General features: G+C 58.3%; 15 protein-coding genes and 2 pseudogenes. 6 read left to right on the forward strand and 11 right to left on the reverse strand.

Annotation, left to right across the window (positions count from 1 at the left end; translation table 11 throughout):
• The 3 genes from repA to repC (AC244Q_RS31660) all read left to right on the forward strand — a co-directional run bounded on the left by repA (position 1) and on the right by repC (AC244Q_RS31660) (position 3,713).
• The gene (repA, locus tag AC244Q_RS31650; RefSeq protein WP_128407550.1) at positions 1 to 1,197 is read left to right on the forward strand and encodes a plasmid partitioning protein RepA; all 1,197 of its coding nucleotides are present in this window, start codon (positions 1 to 3) and stop codon (positions 1,195 to 1,197) included.
• A gap of 75 nt (positions 1,198 to 1,272) precedes the next feature.
• Positions 1,273 to 2,253: a plasmid partitioning protein RepB gene (gene repB / locus AC244Q_RS31655; protein ID WP_128407549.1), complete on the forward strand. Its 981-nt coding sequence runs from the start codon at positions 1,273 to 1,275 to the stop codon at positions 2,251 to 2,253.
• A gap of 155 nt (positions 2,254 to 2,408) precedes the next feature.
• Entirely contained in the window at positions 2,409 to 3,713 is a 1,305-nt protein-coding gene (repC, locus tag AC244Q_RS31660) for a plasmid replication protein RepC (protein WP_128407548.1), read from the forward strand.
• A gap of 920 nt (positions 3,714 to 4,633) precedes the next feature.
• On the opposite strand, the pseudogene AC244Q_RS31665 reads toward repC (AC244Q_RS31660), so the two are convergent.
• Positions 4,634 to 4,786: pseudogene (locus AC244Q_RS31665) on the reverse strand (MarR family transcriptional regulator); the annotation flags it as partial.
• Between AC244Q_RS31665 and repC (AC244Q_RS31670) the strand changes: the two are divergent.
• Positions 4,786 to 4,977, forward strand: a pseudogene (gene repC, locus AC244Q_RS31670) (replication initiation protein RepC); the annotation flags it as partial. The pseudogenes AC244Q_RS31665 and repC (AC244Q_RS31670) overlap by 1 nt on opposite strands.
• A 469-nt stretch (positions 4,978 to 5,446) precedes the next feature.
• Here repC (AC244Q_RS31670) and AC244Q_RS31675 read toward each other — a convergent pair.
• Positions 5,447 to 5,743, reverse strand: a complete 297-nt coding sequence (locus AC244Q_RS31675) for a hypothetical protein (protein ID WP_017997000.1) — start codon at positions 5,741 to 5,743, stop codon at positions 5,447 to 5,449.
• Between the two features lie 176 nt (positions 5,744 to 5,919).
• Entirely contained in the window at positions 5,920 to 6,255 is a 336-nt protein-coding gene (locus AC244Q_RS31680) for a hypothetical protein (protein WP_017997001.1), read from the reverse strand.
• Positions 6,256 to 6,837: 582 nt separating this feature from the next.
• Between AC244Q_RS31680 and AC244Q_RS31685 the strand changes: the two genes are divergently transcribed.
• Positions 6,838 to 7,149, forward strand: coding sequence for a hypothetical protein (locus tag AC244Q_RS31685; RefSeq protein WP_487762880.1), 312 nt, complete (start codon positions 6,838 to 6,840; stop codon positions 7,147 to 7,149).
• On the opposite strand, the gene AC244Q_RS31690 is transcribed toward AC244Q_RS31685, so the two are convergent.
• Positions 7,037 to 8,176, reverse strand: a complete 1,140-nt coding sequence (locus AC244Q_RS31690; protein WP_017997004.1) for a calcium:cation antiporter — start codon at positions 8,174 to 8,176, stop codon at positions 7,037 to 7,039. The genes AC244Q_RS31685 and AC244Q_RS31690 overlap by 113 nt on opposite strands.
• Positions 8,177 to 9,146: 970 nt before the next feature.
• Here AC244Q_RS31690 and AC244Q_RS31695 point away from each other — a divergent pair.
• Positions 9,147 to 10,400 carry an MFS transporter gene (locus tag AC244Q_RS31695; protein ID WP_128405821.1) on the forward strand — a complete coding sequence of 418 codons (1,254 nt, stop codon included), beginning with the start codon at positions 9,147 to 9,149 and terminating at the stop codon, positions 10,398 to 10,400.
• A gap of 575 nt (positions 10,401 to 10,975) precedes the next feature.
• Here the strand turns inward: AC244Q_RS31695 and AC244Q_RS31700 are convergent.
• The 7 genes from AC244Q_RS31700 to AC244Q_RS31730 form a co-directional block, all read right to left on the reverse strand.
• Positions 10,976 to 11,140 carry a hypothetical protein gene (locus AC244Q_RS31700; RefSeq protein WP_164902269.1) on the reverse strand — a complete coding sequence of 55 codons (165 nt, stop codon included), beginning with the start codon at positions 11,138 to 11,140 and terminating at the stop codon, positions 10,976 to 10,978.
• Between the two features lie 319 nt (positions 11,141 to 11,459).
• Positions 11,460 to 11,942: a MarR family winged helix-turn-helix transcriptional regulator gene (locus tag AC244Q_RS31705; RefSeq protein ID WP_128405818.1), complete on the reverse strand. Its 483-nt coding sequence runs from the start codon at positions 11,940 to 11,942 to the stop codon at positions 11,460 to 11,462.
• Between the two features lie 128 nt (positions 11,943 to 12,070).
• Positions 12,071 to 13,105, reverse strand: coding sequence for a 2,5-dihydroxypyridine 5,6-dioxygenase NicX family protein (locus AC244Q_RS31710; RefSeq protein ID WP_012759952.1), 1,035 nt, complete (start codon positions 13,103 to 13,105; stop codon positions 12,071 to 12,073).
• Positions 13,106 to 13,150: 45 nt separating this feature from the next.
• Entirely contained in the window at positions 13,151 to 13,792 is a 642-nt protein-coding gene (locus tag AC244Q_RS31715) for an N-carbamoylsarcosine amidohydrolase (protein WP_128405817.1), read from the reverse strand.
• A 55-nt stretch (positions 13,793 to 13,847) separates the two neighbouring features.
• The gene (locus AC244Q_RS31720; RefSeq protein ID WP_003554953.1) at positions 13,848 to 14,600 is read right to left on the reverse strand and encodes a maleate cis-trans isomerase family protein; all 753 of its coding nucleotides are present in this window, start codon (positions 14,598 to 14,600) and stop codon (positions 13,848 to 13,850) included.
• Positions 14,601 to 14,689: 89 nt separating this feature from the next.
• A complete protein-coding gene (locus AC244Q_RS31725) occupies positions 14,690 to 15,487 on the reverse strand; it encodes an alpha/beta fold hydrolase (RefSeq protein ID WP_128405816.1) in 798 nt (265 codons plus the stop codon).
• Entirely contained in the window at positions 15,484 to 16,620 is a 1,137-nt protein-coding gene (locus AC244Q_RS31730; protein ID WP_017997013.1) for an FAD-dependent monooxygenase, read from the reverse strand. The genes AC244Q_RS31725 and AC244Q_RS31730 overlap by 4 nt, the downstream gene beginning before the upstream one ends.
• Positions 16,621 to 16,736 lie beyond the last annotated feature (116 nt).

Below are 16,736 nucleotides of genomic sequence, written 5' to 3' on the forward strand. Positions count from 1 at the left end.
ATGAACGCGTTTAGCCCGCTACCGTCGTTTGAGTTTGACGACAAGATCCTGATGCAAGGTGCGGAAATCTCGCGCAAGCTCGATCAACTGCGTCTGGAGAACTTTCCCCCGAACGCGAAGAAAGACCTGCGTCAGTTCTCGCTCGCGGAAGTCGCGCACTATCTTGGCGTCACCCCGAGCAATTTGAAGCGCCTCTATCTCGACGGCAAAGGCCCGAAGCCAGTCACAATGTCGGGAAATCGCAGATACTACACTGCCGAACAGATGTTGGAGCTGCGATTTTTTCTGGACAGGACAGGGAAGTCGGAAGCTAAGAAATATGTTCCTCACCGCAAGCCGGGCGATAAATTGCAGGTCATTGCGGTCGTCAACTTCAAGGGAGGCTCTGGCAAGACGACCACAACGGCTCACCTTGCGCAGCACTTGGCGCTGACCGGACACCGCGTGCTTGCCATCGATCTTGACCCACAGGCGTCGCTCTCGGCTCTGCACGGTTTCCAGCCGGAGCTTGATCGGAATCCCTCGCTCTACGATGCGATACGCTATGACGACGAGCGCAAGTCGATTGCCGACGTCATTCTGCCGACCAATTTCCCTGGCCTCGATATTGTCCCGGCGAATCTGGAATTGCAGGAATATGAATACGACACGCCCCTTGCCATGCAGGCTGGCACGGATGGGAAGCGCTTCTTCACGCGTCTCGGCAAGTCGCTCGAGGAGGTTGACAGCCGCTACGACGTCGTGGTGGTCGATTGTCCTCCGCAACTGGGATATCTCACCTTAACCGCGCTCACTGCGGCGACCTCCGTCTTGATTACAGTCCATCCGCAAATGTTGGACCTGATGTCGATGTCGCAGTTCCTGCTCATGCTCGGCAATATCACCAAGACAATTAAAAAGGCTGGCGCCAATGTGCGCATGGACTGGCTCCGTTACCTGATCACCAGATTTGAGCCAACGGATGTACCGCAGGTGCAGATGCTGGGCTTCATGCAATCGATGTTTGCCGAGGAAATCCTCAAGAGCCCGATGGTGAAGACAACGGCAATCTCCGATGCCGGCTTGACGAAACGTACCCTCTACGAGCTCGATCGCTCAAATTTCACGCGAGAAACCTATGACCGCGCGATCGAATGCATGGATGCAGTCAATTTCGAGATCCAAGGATTGATCCATAGGGCTTGGGGGAGGCTCTAATGATGTTGACCGCCGTCAAAACAGCAAGATTCTGCAGTCGAAACAACCCGATAACATGGCTTCGAGGATAGCGATATGGCTCGGAAAAACCCATTCGCCAATGTGATGAGCGACACGCCGGCCGACAGCAACCGGGCAGTGCTTGATTACACCATCCGGGGCGCTTCTAAGTCGATCCTGAATTCCATCGATGAGATGGCGGCCCGTGCAGATAAGTTGCTGGAGGGCGAGACTGTCATCGAGCTGAACCCGGATCTGGTCGATGTATCGTTCGTGCGCGATCGCATTGAGGAGGATGAACAGGAGTTCAACGAATTGCTTGCGGCAATTCGGGAGCGGGGGCAGGACAGCCCGATCCTGGTGCGGCCTCACCCCAAGGATTCCGAGCGCTATATGGTGGTATTCGGGCATCGACGTCTTCGAGTGGCAAGGGCGCTCGAAAGAAACGTCCGTGCAGTCGTCAAAGACCTGAAAGATAGCGATCATCTCGTTGCGCAGGGGCAAGAGAATTCGGCGCGCGCCAATCTGTCATTTTTTGAGAAGGCAATGTTCGCGAGTGAGATCGCGCGGCTTCAATTCGATGGTGACAACGCAATTGTTCTCTCGGCACTCTCGGTGGACAGGGCGACCCTATCGAAGATGTTGGCGGTGGCGAGCATGCCTCGCGAATTGCTGGCTGCGGTCGGAGCAGCCAAGGGCATTGGACGTGATCGCTGGTATGAGCTGAAGACCCTGCTGGAGCGGCCCTCGAATCTGGAGAGGGCACGTGCCTTCCTCGGAACCGAGGAATTCAACGCGAAGACAGGCGACGATCGGTTTAACGTCCTGCTGACGCATATCAAGGCATCAGGCAGGTCAGCTCCATCGAAACAGGTTCGTGCGAGCAAATGGATTGCCGACGATAAGTCCGTTGCCGCCGACCTGCGGAGCGATGGACGAACTTTTACACTTGCTTTGAAGGCCAAGGATGCGGTCGGGTTTGGAGATTTCCTCTCCGAAAGTCTGACGGATCTCTACAAGGCTTATCGAGGCCGTAACGTTCAACAAGGAGAGTAGACCGCAAAAGAAAAAGGCCCCCAACGACGCGGTCGTGGAAGCCTTCCTCGTATTCCTAGCAGATCGAGAATCGCATTTCCACGAATCACAGTCAAGAGTCTTGGCGCCGCTTTTTGGTGAGCAGATTTCTTTTGCCTAAACTGAGGTGAAGGCAAATGGAGAGTGGATATGTGACGACGCCCTTTGGGCGGCGGCCGATGTCGCTTGGCATGCTGGCAAGCCAGCACATGGCCGAGACCATCGAGCCGGGAATGAAACGCAGCAAATGGAAGCTATTCAGGGCGATTTGTGAAGCACGGCCGGCGCTTGGCGTCACCGATCGGGCACTGACGGTGCTCGACGCGCTTCTGACCTTCTACCCTGACGACGAAATCTCCGAGGAAAAGGGACTGATCGTCTTCCCGTCGAATGCGCAGCTTTCGTTGCGCGCCCGCGGCATGACGCCAGCGACCCTCAGGCGGCATCTTGCTGTCCTGGTCGAGGCCGGCCTGATCCTGCGCAAGGACAGCCCGAATGGAAAGCGCTATGCGCGCCGCGACAGGGCAGGGGCGATCGGCGATGCCTTCGGCTTCAGCGTCGCACCGCTTCTGGCGCGTGCTGTTGAAATCGAACGCCTGGCCGCTCAGGCGGTTGCCGACCGGGAGCTGTTACGGGTGACCAGGGAACGCCTGACGTTGTGCCGGCGGGACATTTCCAAGCTGATCACGGCGGCGCTCGACGAAGAGATTTCCGGTGATTGGGAAGGTATTTCGGCGATGTTTCGAGCGCTTCTTGCCCGAATTCCACGGGTGGCGACCGCCGAAGACCTGGCACCGCTGCTCGACGAGATGGTGATGCTGCGTGCAGAGATCGTCAACATGCTGGAAAGACGGATAAAAACACAAAAAATAGACGCCAATGAGTCTCAAATTGAGCATCACAAACAGAATTCAAATCCCGACTCCAGTTATGAACTTGAACCAAGCTTCGAAACGAAGCAGGGCGAAAAGGCAGCGGCCGATAACGACCCGAACGCCGGGCCGTCGGACGAACGAAGATTGAAACAGCAAAGGCCTTCCGGCCGGATGAGCAACAGGGCGGAGGGCGCGGCCGATCCGGGCGCCGGACCAGGCCTGAAATCCTTCCCGCTCGGCCTCGTCCTCCAGGCCTGCCCCAGTATTCTCGACTATGGGCCCGGCGGAAACATCGGCAATTGGCGAGACTTGATGTCGGCGGCCGTCGTCGTGCGTTCGATGCTCGGCGTCAGTCCCTCGGCCTATGAGGAAGCCTGCTCGGGCATGGGCCCGGAAAACGCCGCCACCGTGATCGCCTGCATCCTGGAGAGGGGAGGGCACATCAACTCGCCCGGCGGTTATCTCAGAGATCTGACCCGAAGGACCGAAAGAGGCGAGTTTGCAATCGGACCGATGCTGATGGCGCTCGCGCGGGCCAATGGTGGAGTGCCGCGCTATGCCAGCTGAGGGGGAGGCGGGTGCCTGTTTTGGCTGGAAATGCCTGCCCGCGTGAGATCCACTGTGGCGGAGCGATTTCCTCCACTGTCGCGGCCAGTCTCGCGATCGAATAGGCTTTAGGGATGAAAGCGGTTGTTTTCTCTGTGAGCTCGTTATTATCGTTCAGTGGTCATTGGCCTCATCAGGCGGGTGGCATTCCCCGGCTCTCAGCGAAAGTCCATCAAGGGTCCGAAAGCCTTGGAATTCAATCGCTCCTTCGAGCGCCAGGGCAGGTTTTTCGGCAAATAATCACCCCGCCGATCGTCAATGATCGTCGTCGGATCTCGACGACACTGAAGAAAAGACAATGAGGTGGCAGAAGTAATCTGAGATATAGGTTCTGGTTAACGGGATGTTAACCATGGTTTCAATGCGTTACGCCTCATCTACGTTGTCTCAGATCATGTGGCGCGGTAGGCATAAGGATGGCGGTCATCATTGTTACAGTTGGCGGGGACAGCTTTGACGGAATTGTGGGCGCAGCATCGGCGCCGCGCCGTACGGGACGCGCGGGTGCTGTTTGCCAAGGCGGCACCCGCCCGATTTCCTCCTGTCCCATGAAAGGAACCGACCCTCGGTTCAGCAGGTAGAGGCGCTGTAGTCTGGTGGGAATGCGTCGGCCGGTCGGCGGGCTAGTCGAAGAGCTGCATGCGCTCAAGACCGAGGGAGAAGTGCTGCGATCCGAGAACGAAGTCTTGCGGGAGGGCAATGCGCAGCTGCGCCTGGCTATCGTTCCGGTAATGCTGGCCAATTCCCTATCGGTAAGCATGACTCATATTGGGTCCACTGCTGGAGAAGCGTAACGCATCCTCTACCCGAAGATGGAGGATCAACAATCCACGACACACAAGAATCGACGACTCTGAAAACTCGTCATTCTAATTCGGTGGTCACTCAACTCCGAACGAGCTTAGCTTCTTTAGAAGAGCCTCCGAAATCTCGAACTGGCGCGCCGCTCCGCGTCCCATCGAGTTCTTGACGATCGCCTCGCTTGACATTCCACTTCTCACCAGAAGATCCACCGTCTCCTTGACGCCGCTGCGCCTGCGATGCATTGGGGCCGGAGAATGCCGCGGTGGCGATGGCGTGCATTCCCGAGCGATCAAACTTCATAAAATCGGCCGGCGGATATCTGCGCGATCTTACGAAGCGCGCGGAGCTCGGAGAGTTTTCGCTTGGGCCGATGCTCATGGCTCTGTCGAGGGAAAATGGCGAGGTGACGCGGATTGCGGGGGTAACGGAGGCCGAGACTATTTCTACTACAAGGGGCCACTTCAACGGTCGAAGCGTTCTGCTTGTCAAAATACAGGGCTCGCGGGCATCGCTCGTTCTGCATAGCCGCTGATTTCTCCTGCGAAATGCAGGAGGATACGCAACTGGATATGTGGATAGACGGCGGGAGCCGGATGAAGATGAAATTTCAAACATTATCAGCTGGTAGTTTCTTGAGAAACGAGGCGCTTCCGATGACGAAATACCAAACATCCGCTGTTCAGACCCTTTTGGGGGACATGATTTACTCATCCCCAGGTGTTCATCGAAGCTTGCCGGGCGATGTTTTTAGATGTGGAGGGGCGGCTGGTTCATCCAGGGGAATTTGGCGTTTGCCGTGAGGCCGTAGCCAAGCAGTTCATTCGCGCGTTTGTCCCTAGCAAACGGTCCGGACGATTTACAACGCCGCTCTTATTCTGGCCCCAAGCGGGCTATCCACGCTGAACCGCCAGAAAAAGAGCAACGATCAAGATCACGAAGAGCCCGGCCGCCGCCGCCGCTATCCCCACAAGAGCAAACCATGTCCGTATATCGAGAAAGCTTGGTCGCCGACCGTCAGCCGCCTTTGTGCCGAGAAATGCCAAAGCTCCGAGGACAACCGGCGTACCCCCTCCAATGACCATCGCTACTGCACCTTCCGGGGCAGTGGTTCGCCAGATCATCCCGAATACGCAAATGCCGGCAATCGTTCCAACGATGAGGGAGCCAAGAATGAGAAGAATGCGCATTGTGTGTCTTTCGCCAATGAAGGCACTATTATTCACCGGGCAATTTTACATTCATATCGTAGGAGCAGCCAATGAGTGTTTGCCTTAGTGGCTGCTAACGGTCGAAATATTCCGAGTTATACGCGTGGTGACGGTCCAGCCGAATGATTCCGACAAGTAGCCTTCTGACGCAGGGCTCAATAATGCAATCGTGGAATCGATATCATTATCAAAAGGAAAGCAATTGCGGCTGCGATTGTCACCGCAGCACTACAAAGAATAGAGCCCGCAATAACGCTCGGGCTATAATATCCCGGCATGAAAACCAACGCCACAATGAGCGCGCACGCTGTTGGGGCGAGAAAAATCCAAGGCTTGTATTGAAAATTCCCAATCCCCTCCAAAAGAACAAAAACGGAAGGGGCAAAAACTTGTGTCATGAAAGTCAGCGGGATAACCAGCAGCCATATGATCAGCGCGAGGAAGACTCCGTCTCTAAATGTCTTTTTGCGGGGTATGAGTGAATCGCGCATATTGTTTTAGGTTTAGCCTTGGTTTCCTCGAGCCGCGCGTGTCCTTTAAAAGGACCATTCGCGGTGTAGGGGTTTGCTGGAGACGCGTCAAATACTCACCCGCTTGGTCCCGCATAACCGATAAGCAGGAACGGTATGAGGAGAGCCAATTGAATAGCACGTTTGGTCGATCTTAGAGGAGCTAGCCAGGCCGCACGATCACCACTTTGTCGCTCTGGGCAGGTCTCATACCAATCTGCATTGATCAGAACCGATGCACCCAGTCGCGCATTCCGATTGAGATGATCTTCCAGGGTTGGTCGATGAGCTTCTTTCAGGCCTTGCAGCGGTGACCGACGATGTCGTCATAGGACGTGAAGACCCGGTTTGATAGCCAGTTGTCGCGCATGAACTGCCAGACATTTGCGACGACGATCATCTCACCGTTCGCGATCGCTGCGTTTGGAGCACTTTTGGAGAGCTTCGTGGTTTCCGAGCTTCTGAAACTCGCGTCCTGGTCGGAGCGGCGGCCTAACCTTCTAGCACTACCGGACCAAGGATCAGGACGAGCTGGACGGGGTAATCGAGGACCGTCGCGGGCGGATCGTCGGAATTGAAGAGAAAGCATCAGTCACGGTCAAATCGGACGGCTTCAAAGGGTTGAGGCAACTACAGGAAGCTGGTGGGGAGCGCTTTATCCGTGGCCTGGTGCTTCACGATCATGATCGCGTGACCCCGTTCGGAGAGAAGTTGCACGCCGCCGTCCGGACCCTGATCGCGCAGCAAAGCTCGCGAAGCAGCCCTAGGGGATCGCCGAAACCAGCAGGAACACGGCAAATATCACTAGATGGATCGCCCCTTGTAGCACCGTCGTGCGGCCGGTCCCCAGGGTCAGGGTGCTCACGAACAAGGTAAGCACCAGCAGCGTCGTGTTCGCGGCCGAGATGCCTAGGGCCAGTTGCTGGTCAAGAACAAGCGAGACTACCGCGACAGAGGGTATGGTCAACCCTATACTCGCGATGGCCGATCCGAGAGCTAGGTTGATGCTATTCTGAAGCTGGTTCTTGAGGGCGGATTTCGCTGCGGCGATCCCTTCCGGCAAAAGCACGATCGCGGCGATGACCACGCCGACAAAGGTGTGCGGCAGTCCGGCAAGATCGATGGCCGCATCGAGGGAGGGCGACAAGGTCTTCGCCAGAAGAACGACGGCGACTAGCGAAACCAGCAACAGACCCAGGCATGCCAGGGCTTCCCGGTCTGAAGGCTTCGGGTGGTAGACCTCCGTCATGTCCTCACCGATCACATCTTCAGCGGGGCCATCCAAGAAGTAGGCGCGATGCTTGACCGTTTGCACGAAGACGAAGACGCCCCAAAGCATCAGAGAAACGATGCCGATGAACATCGCCTGGAGTGGAGAATAAGACGGGCCGAGAACTGTCAGCGTGTGATTTGGCAGGATCAACGCCAAGGCGGCGAGGGTGCCGAGCACCGCCAGGGCGGAGGACGCACCCTTAAGCTGGAACGACTGCTCGAAGTGCCGGCTTCCTCCCATGATCAGACAAAGCCCGACGACGCCATTGAGCACGATCATCACGGCGGCGAACACGGTATCCCGCGCGACGGAGCCGCTGCCTTCAGCCCCGGACACCATAATCGAGACGATCAATGCGACTTCGATGACCGTGACAGCGATTGCCAACAGGATCGAACCAAATGGCTCGCCGAGCTTAAGCGCGAGGACTTCCGCGTGGTGAACTGCGCTAAAGACGGTGGCGGCAAGCATGATACCGGCAAGAACAAGGACCACCGGACCGTCGGAGGGAACGAAGTGGAGAAACTTCACAGCGAGAAGCAGGGATGCCAAGAGCGGGGAGAGCCACGTCCACGTCGGGATTGCCGGGTGATGTGTCTCGCTTGCGACGCCGGCTTTCAGTACGTTCATGTGTGTTCCTGACTGGCGATTGAACGCGTGGCAGAAAGCCGGCGTGTCGGAAAATCAATGGCGCTCGAAATCATGTCATAAGCAAGCCTGGATCCTGAAATCGTGTTACCGTGCATGAAGCGATCCGTCCGAACCTTGCCCATACTCGTGACCGTGGAGACTGAGTTTGGGTTCGATGGGCGTCGGTGTATAGTGTTCGCATGCCTGTTTGGAGCGGGTCTTGTCGGAATGTATAGCCGCCGCAAGCCGGGTCACGACCTCGAGTAGGACTCGCGAGACACGATCCGGGTTTCGACAGCCGTCGTTGGAACTCTCTCGCAGATTACCTATACACTATTATCAACTGGGAGGTTGGCCGCCCGCGAACCATTGGCGCCGAGGGCTAATGGGGACTGCGGAAAGCGAGTTTGAAAAGGGTGCTCCGGATCAGGGGCAGACACCCTTTTCGTGCTGAGTTTTGCAGTCTCAGCGGAACGGAAATTAGCAGAGAGATTGCTGTCTACCATCGGACCGAAGTCCGACTCACCCGCAATAATTCGTCGATGGCAGTGCCGAGGGGACGTCATCGATCAATGCGCCCCTCGATCCGAGGTGATTGCGGACGAGCAACTCGCCAGGGCGGGCTCTCGGTTGGCGGACGCGTGGAACAAGGCCTTTATATCGTATCCTTGAGGCGAGATTTGACCTTCGATCTCGGCCTCAGCCAGACGGAACTGGCGAGCCTGCAGCGCCTCTTTTTTAATGCTAAACCGTATAGCCCCGATACTGCTCGACGCGGAGCTCAAGCGGCTCGATGCCTCGCCGCCGGAGATTGCGACGATTGCGGCGCGATTTGATGGCGGGGGCTTGAGGATGGGCTCGTCAATCAGGTATTCAACGCACCGAAGCTCGTCATACGAGACGAATGCACTTGGCATTGGTCGAGAGCGTTCAGTTCATAATCGGACCCTGAGGAGTTCTCGCCGTGGCCATGTTTGAAAAGCGGATGACTGCGACAGGTGGGTCCGATTCTGGCGACGTCGACTCTGGGTATGCCTGGTGGCGGCTGGTACTCACGTTGATCCTCGGCACCGTTGCCTGCGTCGGCAATTGGTCCGTCGTGGTGCTACTTCCAACCCTGCAAGTCGAGTTCGACACGGTGCGCGGCGGTGCCTCGCTTCCCTATACCTGCACGATGCTTGGCTTTGCCTTTGGCGGGGTTGTAATGGGGCGTCTGGCCGATCGGGTCGGCATCGTCGTGCCAGTACTGATCGGCGCGTTCCTGCTTTGCGTTGGCTACATCCTGGCTGCCCTTACCACCAATATTTGGCAGTTCGCAGCCTTCTCGCTGGTAATCGGCCTTGGATCGGCTGCCGGCTTCGCGCCGCTGATATCCGACCTCTCTCTTTGGTTTAGCAGGCACCGGGCGCTCGCAGTCGCCTTTGCGGCCTCGGGCAGCTATCTTTCCGGGGCGGTTTGGCCGATGGCTATCGAGCATTTCCAGACGACCCAGGGCTGGCGCGCAACCCATGTCGGAATCGGCATTTTCATCCCACTGGTGATGGTGCCCATCGGTCTGCTGTTGAAGCGGCGTCTACAGACCGTAACCTATGTCCAGGCCGAGGCGGTAACCGAAGCAGCACGCAACGAACTGGGCCTAAGCCCGAACGCGTTGCAGGTCGTCCTTGTCGTCGCGGGCTTTGCGTGCTGCATGGCAATGTCAATGCCGCAGGTCCATATCGTCGCATATTGCGGGGATCTCGGCTACGGTGTGGCGGTGGGCACGCAGATCATCGCCTTGATGCTTGGACTGGGTGTCGTCAGCCGATTGGCGTCCGGGGCGGTCGCCGATCGGATCGGTGCCGGGCCGATGTTGATCCTCGGTTCCTCGATGCAGGCGGCAGCGCTGCTGCTATATCTGTATTTCAACAGCAAGTCGTCGCTCTATGTGATCTCCGGCCTGTTCGGGCTATTTCAGGGTGGCATAGTTCCGATGTATGCCGTGATCATTCGGAAATATCTGCCGCCACGTGAGGCGGGTATCCGCATCAGCCTGGTGTTGATGGCGACTGTTCTTGGCATGGCTTGTGGGGGCTTGGCCGCTGGTTATATTTTCGACGCCACCGGCTCTTACCGCCTGGCTTTCCTGCATGGCTTCCTTTGGAACTGCGTCAACCTTGCTTTGGTGAGCTGGTTGATCCTGTGGCCCAGGCTGCGGCGGAGGCAGCAGGCGTTGGCGACGTGAACAGGGGCGCTTTCTCGCCCCGAGACAAGCTCTCGATTTACTGCCCAACGCGCTAAACCAAAGTTTCTCGATTCCACACTTTAAAACCCCACCCCCCTGATTTGTGGACACCGGACCCGCCCCGTAATCAAAGGGATGGTCAGATCACTAAGAGACACCTACTACCAAGGCCAGCATCATCCCGCTCCGAAGAGCGGCGCGAGATCGAATTGGGCACTGGCACTTACGGCGGTCTTCATCAGTCGGTGGGCGCTTGGCATCTATGACGGGATGGTGGCACCAATGCTGAAAGTGGGTTGGTTGACGGTACCACGAAATGGCCCCGACCGGCGACAATAGCTCGCGGCACTCCGATGACGGTCTCTTAGAGCAAGGGACTGGCAGTCCCGCGACGCTCGCAACCGTTCAGCTCCTCGGCGATTTCATCTGCGTCCGGCTTTCGAAGTTGCACCAGATCCTTGCCGTTCGTGGCGGCCGGAAGTCCTGTCAAGGTGTCCATGACTGTCCACGAGCCGCCATCGGGCTCGACCCGATAGCGGTCGCCACTCGTGACGCCACTGTGACGTGAATGGTGGTTAGAGCACATGGGATGAAAACAGGGCTATGACCACCAGCACGGTCATGCAGATGACAATAGACCAGAGGATCGCCTTGACGCGCGGGTTGGTGCGGATGCGCGTTGCAATGTCGGGCGTAGGCGGTAGCGGGCGTCCATGGGCAGAGCCGAGATATCGAGCCATCGCAATCTCCTTGTGTGCCGGGTGAACGCCGCCCACCTCCGCTTGTTCCCCGGCGGAGCTGAGCGACATGCAATTCATGTTAGAAAATACTTAACTACATTTGCAAGACTTCATTCCGCGCTGTTTATCCTCTGATCACGGCGAAATCGGTCGGGATGCGGCGCGTGCGTATAACAGACGGTCCTTGTTGGGCATACGCCCAGTGACTGAAGGCCGCTGCCGTACCCCGGATCAAAGTTGTGAAGAAGGTCAACCACGACGATGCCGGTCATGAGGTCGATATTCCACGACACGCCATCATGGCAGGGCGCTAATCTCGTCACCGCTCTCCAACCTCATCGTCCGCGATTTTGCGAAGAAGATACAGCAGCGCAATTCTCTCCGCCGAATTGAGGGGAGAGACAGTTTTCTCGCTGATGAGATATGCGCGAGGATACATGTCCTGAAGCAGCGCCTCACCCTTCGGCAGGAGAGAAATGACGACCTTGCGGGCGTCGGCTTTGTCTTTGGACAGGTCGATCAATCCACGTGCTTTCAGACGCTCGACGATCCCGCGGATGGTCGCCTGATCGACCGAGGTGGCCTTCACCAATTCGACCTGAGAGCTCGGGCCGAGATCGTGTAGCGCGCAGAGCGTGACGAACTGGACCGATGTCAGATCTGGGTCACTGGCGTTGGCCTGGAAGATCGAGAGATGCCGCTGATAGGCTTTGCGCAGCAAGTGACCCACTTGCTCGGTAACATCATAGACGGTTTCAGACACCGCGGCTTCACGTGGGCGTTCGGTGTCGTTGACAGTCATGTTAGCGGGTCCATCGGTTGCGGCGTCTAGTGCGTCCATGCAGGAAACACCACAGCATGTTTCACCGGTCAAGGCATACGAGGCTCGAGCTGCTTGGCGTGTTTTCACGCCAAGCAGCTGGGTTGTGATCAGGATTTGACGGTGTGCTTCATTTCCTTGACGGCGATATCGCCGTTCAGGACCATCGGCTCATCGTCGAGAAAGAGCGAGCAATTGCGCATCGGGATATCGAGATGGCAGGCCGTGTCGTTCGGGCCGCCCAGTTCATTGTTCGGTCCGGTCGAGAACATGACATTGCCGTAGAACGAGCGGGCCTCCATGCCCATGCCGCCCGGAAATTCGCCGGGCACCATGCGATGCCACTTGGCGTTTTGATTAAGACCCCAGCCGACATGGCTCATGCCCATGCCACGCGGATCGTTGAAACCGTCCATGTAGGATTTGACCAACTCGGCGTCGAGGCCGCCGCGAATGTCGGTGATCCAACCGTTTTCAATCGTGTAGTAGATCGGATCGCGCACGTAGATGTTCTGCGGCAGCAGAATATCGCCCGGAGCAACGACGATCGTACCGTCGACGCCGTCATCGTCACCACCGGTGAAGACAAAGCCGGATGGCCAATGATCCCAGCGGCCCGGCTCGTCGGTGCACGCATATTCCGTGACGGCCGGATAGGTGTTGAGCTTGTAGGTGACATCCGTGCCATGGTCCGAGGTGATCCGCATCACCTTCGCCTTGGACAGCAGGTCTCCGGCAAATTCGACGCGCTCGCGCAGTTCCTTTGTCGGCAACATGCGGGCAAGAATTTCCGGCGGTTCGACGGCGGTCAGGATGCGCGTTCCGGCCGCCTGGATCGCCATCTGTTCCGGGCTGAAGAGCAGGAAGATGCAATCGATCAGCATGTCGGCGGCCTTCAGGGCCTCGACCGCGTCAGGCATGGCCGCGAGGCCGGTCTGGCCGACGGCCCATGCACCCGCCGGTGGCACCGGCGGCAAACGCATGTGATACATCTTGGCCCCAAGACGCATGCCCGCCGCCATGAAGGCGTCGGCATAATCGAGGCGCTCGTTGCCCTGGGTCAGGACGATGAGTTTTTCGCCCTCGTGGACGCCCGACATCTTCAACTGATGCAGGCAGATTTCGGTGAAGCTGAATTGATCCATGCTCGTTCCCCTATCTTACGTGAAGGCTTGGCTGTTTTTGCAAAGTTACGGACGGTCGGACTTGATCTTGGCGATTTCGGCGATGGCATCCTCCCTCGAAACGACATCGCCATACTTGCTGTCGATATCGAAGAGGTTGGCATTGTGCGGATCGGGGTGCCGGTCGCCGACGCAATCGCGCACGACGATCGTCCGAAAGCCGTGCTGGACGGCATCCACCGCACTTGCGCGAATGCAGCCGCTTGTCGAGCATCCAGCAAGAACGACGGTATCGATACCCTGCGTGTGAAGCAGAGAGGCGAGACTGGTGCCGAAAAAGGCGCTGGCATATTGCTTGACGATGACCAGCTCGCCCTTTTCCGGCTCGACGCCGTCGCAGAATTCGGCCAGCACGTTGCCCTCGACCATCGCCATCATGACCGGAGCCTTCTTCACCCACATGCCGCCATCGGCGCAGTTCTCGGCGAGATAGAGAATGCGGGTGTGGATGACGGGAATGCCTGCGGTGCGCGCCGCAGCCAGAAGTGCCGGTGTTTGTGCGACGGCATCGACGACACCCGGCGCATAGAGCGGCGCGCCTTCCACCGTGTAAGCCTTCAGGAAGTCGATCACCAGAAGGGCCGGCCGCTGGCCGAAACCGATGCGGTTGCCCCAAACGCCCTGATAGTTGGTTTCAGCACTCTGCATGGGGCACTCCTTGTTTTCCTCCGCCGCAATGCGGCCGGAAACGACAAATTCAGGTTCAATAAGCGCCGGACAGAAGGGCACCGGCACCCGGCACGACGGCTTCCAGTCCTAGTGATTTCAGCATGCAATAGGTGGTTGCCACGGCAGCGGTGAGCACAGGTTTGCCGGTCATGGCCTCGACCTTGGCGATGACGGGCAGCGACGGCATCTGCACGCAGGCCGAAAGCACGATGACATCGACATCAGAAAGATCGAGCGTCTGGACGATGGCCGGCAGGTTTTCCGGATCGTGGCGGGCAACATCCAGATTGTCGGGAATTTCAAGCGCCCGCCAATCCATCACTTCGAAGCCTTCCTCGCGAATATAGTTCACGACGAGTTCGGTCAGCGGCTTCATATAGGGCGCGACGACGGCGATCTTCTTCGCCTTCATCACCTTCAGGCCCTCGATCAGCGCGCCGGCGCTGGTGACGACCGGGATGTTCGTGTCGTTTTCCTGCGTGCGGCCGGTCAGGCGCTTTTCCGACTGGCGATGGTAGCCGAGGCCCATCGCCATGATGGCGACGAGGCAGGCATATCCCAGCACGTCGACGCGGGCATCGGACAGTTCGATGGCGCACCGATCGGATTCGGCGTCCATGGCGGCCAGTTCTTCCTTGACCACCTTCTTCATGCGCATGCGGCTGGAATGGAAGGTGAAGCGCTCCGGGCGGATCAACTGGCGAGCCATCAGCATCGCCGGAATTTCCGTCTCCATCGTTGTGTTGGAACTCGGCACGATCTGGCCGATACGATAGGGTTTCTGCACGGACGGCTCCTTTGATGAGTGAGCGGGCGCACATTGGGCGCTCTCGCTGCGGCAATAAAAATGGCGGGCCAAAGACCCGCCATTGGCGTTTATCGGGAGAGGAAATCTCCAAGCGCCTCGAAGAAGCCGTCGAGATCGTCCCAAGGGATCATGTGGCCGGCATTCGGGACGCGGCTGATCTCGATAGCGGGATTGAGCCCACGGATTTCCGCTTCATCTTCCGGCGCAATCACGCCGCCACGTCCCGCGACCATCAGCATCGACGGCTGCTTCAGCGTGGCGAAATCCGGGAAGATGTCGTCCTTGTGGAAGTCCTCGAAGGCGGTGACGATGGCAGGCTCGAAACAGGTGTGCAGCCATTCAGCGCGCAACTGCAGCTGGCTTTCCGTCCATGTCGGGCAAAACGCCTTCATGCCCTCGGCATCGATGCCTGCCAGCGCGAGGCGAATGCTATCGACATACCAGGGCAGCTTGCTCGGATAAGGCCGGCGGCCCGGCGCGGAGACGGGGGGATCGATAAGGGCGAGGCGGGAGAACTCGCCGCCGGTATTTGCCGCCCGCATGGCGATGCGCGCACCCATCGAATGGCCAAGCAGCGCAGGAGCGCCAACACCGAGTGCCTGGGCAAAGCCGATGACGTCGGCGGCCATGGAATCGAGACTGTAGTCGAGATCCGGACCGGTCGAGGACAGGCCGCGTCCCCGGACATCGAGAACGTAGACGTCATGGCGGTCGGCAAGACGTTCGGCAACGAAGCCCCAGGTGATCGCCGGGCTGGTGATGCCGGGAATGAGGATGACCGGCCGACCCTTGCCGCCATAGCGGAGGTAATGCTGGCGAATGCCGTTGGCAGAGACATTCGCGCCGTAGAGAAGGGCCGCGCTCATGCGACGCTCTTGTCGAGGATGGGCTCGGCATAGACGTCGTAGCCGTAGACCCATGAAGGATCTTCCTGCGTCTGCAGGAACGTATTGGCGTTGGACACGGTCTGAACCTGCGTCGCGCGATCGCGTCGGCTGGCCTCATAGAGGCGGAAGGCGGTCGCGTAATCCTGCGATCCGGTTTCCTCCAGGCATCGCGCCAGCATGGCCGCATCCTCAATCGCCATGGCGGCACCCTGAGCCATATGCGGCTTCATCGGGTGGCAGGCATCGCCGAGCAGGACCATGCGGCCCTGGCTCCAGAGCGGTAGCGGGTTACGGTTGAACAGCGGCCACTTGGTGACGTCGTCGGTGGCTTCGATCAGCGCCTGGATGACCGGATGGTATCCGGCAAAGGCTTCCGACATTTCTTCGCGGCTGCTCTGCACGAAAGCGCCGTCGAATTCCCAGGCGGGGTGCGGGACGCCGGTCACGTAGTAATATTCGTCGCGGCGGCTGGTGGTGTAATAGACCATCATGTGGCGATCCGGCCCCCACCACTTGACGCAATCCTCGAAGGTCAGGTCGAACTTCTTCAGCTTTTCCGCCGAGATCATCGCGCGATGACCGACCCAGCCGCTATAGTGCGGCTTTTCGGCGCCCAGCAATGTCTCGCGGACGCGCGAATTGATGCCGTCGGCACCGATCACGATCGTGGCGCGCGCCGAGGTGCCGTCCTGGAATTCGAGGTAGACATCCGAGCCATTGTCTTCGAGGCGGGTCAATCGCTTGTTGAACTGGACGGTGCCGGGAGTCATGGTGTCCATCTGCAAGGCAGAGAGATCGCCGCGATGGACGGTACAATAGGTCGCGCCATAACCTTCGAGCGGAATGCGGGAGAGATAGTCTCCCGTCAGGCCATCCCGGCTGAACCAATAGGCCGGCGTGCTGCTGATATCGATCAGCTTCTGGTCCATGCCGATGCGCTGGAAGATCTTCAGGACATTCGGTCCCATGTGGATGCCGGCGCCGAGGCGGGAAAAGCTCGGGGCCTGTTCAAAGATCTGGACGTTGAAGCCGGCATGCTGGAGCAGCGCGCCTGCTGCCGCGCCGCCGAGGCCGGCACCGATGATCGCGATCTTTTCATTTCCGGTGGACATGGCGACCCCTTTTTTCCGTTTTTCAACGTATCGCTCTGGCGATAGGCGAATTGGCTTACTTATAGCGTATACGCTTTAAAATGCAAGAGCGAGACAAGCATTCGTGGCGGGCTGGT

Source organism: Rhizobium sp. CB2179, assembly GCF_057653455.1.